The 6,866-nt window shown below is 43.7% G+C and carries 7 protein-coding genes; 1 reads left to right on the top strand and 6 read right to left on the bottom strand.

The genetic code is table 11. From position 1 onward, the window contains the following. Nucleotides 1–1,074, top strand: a 1,074-nt coding sequence (locus Ga0451573_RS13210; protein ID WP_231684597.1) for an IS110 family RNA-guided transposase, incomplete at its 5' end; no start/stop codon positions are given. A gap of 133 nt (nucleotides 1,075–1,207) precedes the next feature. On the opposite strand, the gene Ga0451573_RS13205 is transcribed toward Ga0451573_RS13210, so the two are convergent. From Ga0451573_RS13205 to Ga0451573_RS13180, 6 genes are all read right to left on the bottom strand, one after another. Beyond that, nucleotides 1,208–1,999, bottom strand: a complete 792-nt coding sequence (locus Ga0451573_RS13205) for a hypothetical protein (RefSeq protein WP_231684596.1) — start codon at nucleotides 1,997–1,999, stop codon at nucleotides 1,208–1,210. Between the two features lie 849 nt (nucleotides 2,000–2,848). After that, a complete protein-coding gene (locus Ga0451573_RS13200; protein WP_231684595.1) occupies nucleotides 2,849–3,262 on the bottom strand; it encodes a GNAT family N-acetyltransferase in 414 nt (137 codons plus the stop codon). Nucleotides 3,263–3,374: 112 nt separating this feature from the next. After that, nucleotides 3,375–4,511 carry a tyrosine-type recombinase/integrase gene (locus Ga0451573_RS13195; RefSeq protein WP_231684594.1) on the bottom strand — a complete coding sequence of 379 codons (1,137 nt, stop codon included), beginning with the start codon at nucleotides 4,509–4,511 and terminating at the stop codon, nucleotides 3,375–3,377. Between the two features lie 206 nt (nucleotides 4,512–4,717). Further along, nucleotides 4,718–5,404: a DUF554 domain-containing protein gene (locus tag Ga0451573_RS13190; protein WP_231684593.1), complete on the bottom strand. Its 687-nt coding sequence runs from the start codon at nucleotides 5,402–5,404 to the stop codon at nucleotides 4,718–4,720. A gap of 24 nt (nucleotides 5,405–5,428) precedes the next feature. After that, nucleotides 5,429–5,602: a hypothetical protein gene (locus Ga0451573_RS13185; protein WP_231684592.1), complete on the bottom strand. Its 174-nt coding sequence runs from the start codon at nucleotides 5,600–5,602 to the stop codon at nucleotides 5,429–5,431. A gap of 10 nt (nucleotides 5,603–5,612) precedes the next feature. Further along, a complete protein-coding gene (locus Ga0451573_RS13180; protein ID WP_231684591.1) occupies nucleotides 5,613–6,686 on the bottom strand; it encodes a branched-chain amino acid aminotransferase in 1,074 nt (357 codons plus the stop codon). Between the last annotated feature and the right edge of the window lie 180 nt (nucleotides 6,687–6,866).

Below are 6,866 nucleotides of genomic sequence, written 5' to 3'. Positions count from 1 at the left end.
CGTCTCGAACATATGGAATACCTCACTGGCATGAGGCCTAATGTCATTATGGAGTCTACTGGGAATTATTCAAAACCTATTAGCTGCATCCTGCAGGATGCTGGATATCCCGTAATTATCTTAAACCCTATACAAACACATCTGCAAAAACGGCGCTCTATCCGTAAAGTTAAAACTGATCCCGTCGATGCTAAACGTATTGCCGAACTCTTTTACATGCAAAATTTCAAAGCTCAAAAGCCAATCAATCCAGCCATTGCTGAATTAAGAGTTTTATGTCGGCACTATGATGGTATCAATTCGTTATATATTGAGTCCCAGTTAAGATTCCAAAGCGTTTTAGATCTGCTTTTCCCTTATTACTCAAATGTTTTCTCTGCACTTTGCGGGGATTCTTCTCTGCACCTGCTGGCTGCCTTTCCTACTCCTGAAAGTGTTTTAGCAGCCGCTAAAGAAGATGTTTTAGCACTACTTAAAGCAGAGTATCAGCGAAAAGGATGGGTGGAAAATATTTATGATAAATTACTGGCCGCCGCCAAGGCAAGTTTGCCCTACAAAGTCTCCCAACAGTCCAACATACGTGTTCTCCGTGAGTACATTGGCATACTCATGACACACAAAGCTCAGTTGGCTGACATACAGGCTCAAATTGTTGCAGCGGCCAAGGAGATATCTGTTTATGCTTTGTTGAGAACTATCCCCGGTGTTGGAGAAATCACTGCTGCCTTTATCCTGGCAGAAATTGAAGATGTTAACCGTTTCTCTGGTGACCATCAGCTAACAGCTTATGCCGGTCTTGATGCTTCTGTCTTTGAATCAGGTAAATTCAAATCATCAAGAAACAAAATATCAAAACGCGGGTCTGCTTACCTACGTAAGGCATTGTTTCAAGCAGCAAAAGCCGCGATACGCACTACAAAAAAGGGACCTGTAAATCCTCTATTGCAAAACTATTATCTGAAAAAAGTAAGTGCAGGTAAACCTAAAATGGTAGCCTTGGTTGCTACAGCTAACAAACTGCTAAGAATCATCTATGGTATGTGGCGGAAAAACGAACCCTTTAAACTGACCTAGAATCAACACGGGTACTGCTTTTCTTAAGTCTACCATTGGTAGGCTTGCTTTGCTATGCCTTTTTAAAAGGACAAAAAATATTTTTTAAAAAACTCTTGACGTTTACTAGCTGGTTTAGGCGATGTTGGCACATTTACCACAAAGTGTCTTTAGGAGGTTGGTTTGTAATATAGGAGTCAATATTTTCTGCAAGCACTTGTAAGCATTCATCTAATTGATCGAGAAATTTAGTTAACTCGCATTCTTTTATTACTGGTATAGCAAATCTTCCAAATTCGTATCCCTTAGAAGGATAGAAAAACGAAACCAACAGTGAATTAACTTCTTCAACTTCAATTCGCCCGTTAACTAACTCACCCTTAAATAACTGTCCGTCAAATACAATAATAGGATAATAGAAGCAAAAATTATTAGTACCATCCGTGCCAAATCTAGTTTTCATAAAATAGGAAGTTGCTTTTGTTACAGTTGTTAATGCTTTGAAAATCGTTTCGCCAGTTTCACCATTTTTAAATGCTTCGAAATAACTTCTCCCCATTACCTCTCTTAGGGCAAACGGATGTGTGTTTTCTAGCTTTTCAAGCTCTAAGATGACAAAGTCTTGCATTGGCAAGAAAGGAAGATCATAAAAATCCGCGTCATAACAAGCTTTTGGTGAAGTCAAGAAAACCCAAGGTTTACTTGCACTTTTCTTGCACTCTACTATCAAACAGTTTCTGACAGTTGTTCTCACACTTTGATCTGAATTATAAGTAAATGCATTTTTTAATGCACGCAAATCTACTTCTCTGGCTTTACCCTCATCTTCATCAACATAATAAAGACTATGAGCAACATAATAATCCTTGCCCTGTAATAAATCTGCTACCCTAAGTTCAAGCGGAAAGCCTGTTTTCTCGATTTCGTTCTTGATTTTTTCAAGCATGCATAAATACCCCCTAAGACATTCATCAAATGTGCCAATTTCGCCTAACGCGGCGCCGGGTTCCCGAAGTGCCCACGCAGTGGGCATTTGGGCATCAGCCGGGAACCCGGCTGATAGGCGACGTCGCGAGCGTTCTGCGCGAGCTATGACGTCGCCGTGCCCTCGGGAAACCGGCGCCGCGATAATCGGACGAGTGAGCGCAGCGAGCGATGTCCGCTTATCGCATTGGCACTAAATGAACTTTGTCGACCGCAGGGCTGGCGCGATTTTTGCTCTTGCACTCCGTCCACACTTACCGCAAAAATCGTGACAGCCCGAGGACCGGCAAAGTTGGGTGAGCGCTAGCGAACCATTTAGTGCGTTGTTATGCGATGTGTCGAGCCGACGGCTGGCATGGCCCCAATTCATGCAACTCTTTTTCCCCGGAGCCAGCCGGCGGGCAGGGCCGGTCATTAGGTAGCACGCCGAGCGTCAAACAGCCACCTTTTAAAAAGCTTTCATTGCTGAACCAGCCACTTTCTGCCTGTTAAGAAGCACTCTGTCGGCCGGTTCAGCTACATCAAAACGATATGTTTTTTTAAAATGAGAGAAAGCTGTTTGACGCGCCAGGTTTTTGACCCCAGAGGATTACCAGGCCCCGAAGACATTTCGCATAACGCATATTGGCTAAACGAACTTGTCTGTCGAACTGGCTGGCGCGATTGTTGCTCCTGCATCCCTTCCCCACTTACCGCAAGAAGCGTGACAGCCAGGGCGACAGGCAAGTTGGGCCGTCCCGAGACACCTTCCCCAAAGTCCGCCGTTTAGCCTGTTGTTAGGTGATGTATGAATACACCTGCCCAAAACTGATTATTTGTACTTACACATACCCGGACCAAAATGGCCATTAGGACGTTCTATAAAACCAAATTTCTTATAGAATGCTTCGCTTTCCCTGGCTGCCATTAAACCCACAAACGATCCTTCGCTTGTTTTCGTTTCTAGTAATTCCATAAGTCGCTGCAGCATAGCCGATCCAACCCCCATGCCTTGACACTCAGGAAGAACAATTAAATCTTGGATATAAAAATACAATGCACCATCTCCAATAATCCGCCCCATCCCAATGGTTCTGTTTTCGAGCAGCGCACAAATTGAAAATATAGAATCGTTTAATGCTTTTTCAAGTAATTTTTCATTTAATTTAGGCCAGCCCACCGCTGAACGGAGCCGATTGAAAACCTCCGGACTAGGCAGTTGCTCAGTTAACACATAGTTACCCAATCAAACAACCTCCAATGATGCTCTGATTATTTAAAGACCCCAAATCAGTGTGTTCATATTTCACCTATCTTCCGCATTTACGAATAAACCTTTCGTTTATGCCACCTATCTGTTAATCCTCTTCACAATCGTCAAAAGAATTTATCCTGTCCAGGGGACTCTGTATCTTCCCCAAATCCTTGCGGCTGACATGTGTATATATTTCTGTTGTCTTCGAGCTGCTATGCCCCAGTAACTCCTGTATGTATCTGAGGTCAGTCCCGCCCTCCAGTAAATGGGTGGCAAACGAGTGCCGCAGTGAATGTACAGTTACATCCTTTTTAATCTCTGCTTTTGCCCTGGCATCTTCAAATGCCTTTTGAACACTTCTCTCAGTAATATGTCGTCCTGACTGAACTCCGGGGAACAGCCACCTCTCCGGCCGGTAAAGCTCCAGGTATAAACGGAGGGCCTCTAAGGCAACCTGGGACAGAATCGTGTAACGGTCTTTTTTCCCTTTGGCCTTCCTGATATATATCATTTTCCTGTCAGTGTCCACGTCCTCAATTCTAAGCCTTACTGCTTCCCCTACCCTGAGTCCTGCGGAATAAATAATGAACAATATTGCCCTGTGTTTAATGTTTTTTATTTCCCCGAATAGCCGGATGATCTCTTGCCGGCTGAACACCTGTGGCAGTCTGTGTTCCTTTCTGGGCCGGGGTATTGCCAATATCATACCTGGATGTCCCAGTATTCTTACGAAGAGAAATTTGAGCGCGCTTATCGCCTGGTCAACACATGCTGTTGAAACACGTCTTTCATTAACCATTTGCAGAAGGTACTTCCTGACCTCTCCTTCTCCTACCCTTCTCAGGCTATTATCCAGACAATAACTTATAAATTCCTTTATTTGCCATCCGTAGGCCTTTCGCGTCTTCGGGCTGTAACCACAGAGTTTCATTTCATTATCCAGTTCTTCCAGGGTTTTTTCACATCTTTCTCCATAATCCGCCTTTTTTACACAGCCTTCACTGTTTACCGCACTATCGGCCATAGCCTGCAGTTTAGGACAAAGCTCTACAGTTTCATGTTTGAAAAGTCTTAACAGCAAATTTAACATGTTTTTAGAAATCGGTACAGTCCAGTACTTCCCCTCAGCATTCCATTCCCGGCCTTCCAGTGATTTTATCTTGGAAATCAGTTCAATGTTATATGGTACACGAATTATTACCCTGCCAAATTTCCCTGCTTCAATTTTCACCCGCGCCATTGCCCTCTTCAGTCCTTTATAGATTAAATTTCCCAGTGCTTCAGGATATTTATAATTTTCAACAATGATTTACATGTTCCCTGCATTTTCTGGATGTTATTTTGTAATATTTTTCTATTATTTAGACATTTTGGCATGAAATGCGGTTTTTAGGGTGTGAAATGCGGTTTTGAAGGGTTAAAATGCAGCTTGAGAGCAATTTCCTGCTACCCCACTCCCTGAAAAGCCAACGCAAGTATCAAAGCATAAAACACTGCCGGCAGCAGATTGCCTACCTTAATTTCCTTTATTTCCATCATTTTGATGCTAATCCCGATAATCAAAACCCCGCCTGTGGCAGTGATCTCCTTAATAACATCACTTGTCAGGAAACCCTGCAGGTATTGGGCCAATACGGTTATAGACCCCTGATAAAGAAATACGGGAATCGCGGAAAAGGCAACCCCAATTCCCAGTGTTGATGCAAAAACCACTGATGCTACTCCGTCCAGGAGTGACTTGGCATAAAGGGTCGTGGCATCACCGCTTATACCATCCTGAATAGAACCCACTATCGCCATCGCACCGACACAGTATATCAGGCTGGCGGTGACAAAAGCCTTGGTAAAATTCCCCCCGTTTCCGCCCAGCCTTTTTTCAATATTTGTACCCATAAGAGTCAACATATCCTCTATTTTCAACAGTTCTCCTGTTAATCCACCAAACACCAGACTCAGCACAACTATCAGTACATTTTCTGTCTGTAAAGCCATTTGCAGTCCGATTACCATAACTGCCAGGGATAACCCCTGAATAACCGTACTCTTAAACCGCTCCGGAATCCCCTTTTTGAGAGTTATTCCCAAACCCGTACCAACCACAATTGCCACTGCATTAATAATTGTCCCCTTCATTTATGCCTCCTGAACTGCTTTATTTTACCATTCCCGAACTGTCTTGCCTCCCGAAAAGTTTAAACCTTCTATATAAAAACAGCAAAGGGCTGACCAGTCCTTGCGTTGCAGCCGGCCAACCCTTCCGTAATTTTCCTTGTGCACTGTCATCTTCTTCTCTTCACCTGGTTCTTCTCTTCGCCTGGTTCTTCTCTTCAACAGTGTTCTTCTACTCGACCTCTTCCATCCAGTCAAAAATGTCGGCACACCTGCCGTACTGTATTCCAGTTATTTCATCATACAGCTTCAGCGAGGTTTCCCCTGCGTCCCCATTGTTTACAGTGATAATGTTGCCCTTCCAGTTAAGGGCAGAAACCGGCGAAATAACTGCTGCAGTCCCTGTGCCAAATATCTCCTGAAGGGTCCCTTTATCATGTGCTTCATATACTTCCTCAATAGTCAGCGGCTGTTCACTGACTCTCAGTCCCCATTCCCTGGTCAAACGCAAAACGGAATCCCGTGTCATTCCGCCCAAAATGCTGCCTTCCAGGGCCGGTGTGATAACAGTGTCATCTATCTTGAAAAAAATATTCATTGTCCCGACTTCTTCAATATACCTGCGCTCAACACCATCAAGCCATAGCACCTGGGTATACCCATGGGCCTTAGCCTCTTCAGCCGCCAGAATACTGGCAGCATAGTTGCCGGCCGTTTTTGCCGTACCGGTGCCGCCTTTAACCGCTCTGACATACTTGTTTTCCACCCATATCTTAACAGGTTTGAAGCCTTCAGGGTAATATGCGCCTACAGGTGACAGGATGATAAAGAACCTGTACGTCTTTGACGGCCTTACACCAATAAATGGGTCCATGGCAACAATAAAAGGCCTGATATACAATGAAGTCCCTTCACTGGCAGGAACCCAGTCCTTTTCTAAGCTGAGAAGCTTCATCAGGGCGCCGCGCACAAACTCAACATCTATCTTAGGAATGCAAAGCCGCTCAGCTGACCGGTTCATCCTGGACAGGTAGTCCCTGGGTCTGAAAACCTTCACCTTACCGTCAACCGTCCGATAGGCCTTCATTCCTTCAAATATTGCCTGTCCATAATGCAGTGTCATATTCGCCGGCTCAATACAGAATTTGCCGTATGGTTCTATCCTGGGGCTGTGCCATCCCTTACCGTCTTCATAATCCATTACAAACATATGATCTGTAAATAATGTGCCAAAACCCAGTTTGGCGTCACTCTGCGGTTTGGCTTTAAAATTAGATGTCAATGTAATATTTAGTTCACCGCTCACTTTAACTTCCTCCTCAACAATGCGCGTTTTCTGGCAACCATAAAAATAACATATTAATAGTATAAGATATTTGCATTTATTTTTCCAGTTAAACTTCATTTTTTATCATATTTTTTGCATTTACTCTGTAATGCTGATTCTTTTAGCGTTTTGTATTTTGATATTATGAAAGGGCAGATG

The organism is Phosphitispora fastidiosa, from assembly GCF_019008365.1.
GTDB classification, from domain to species: Bacteria; Bacillota; Thermincolia; order Thermincolales; family UBA2595; genus Phosphitispora; species Phosphitispora fastidiosa.
Note: the sequence above shows the minus strand (reverse complement) of the source record. Positions and strands in the feature narration are given on the sequence as shown.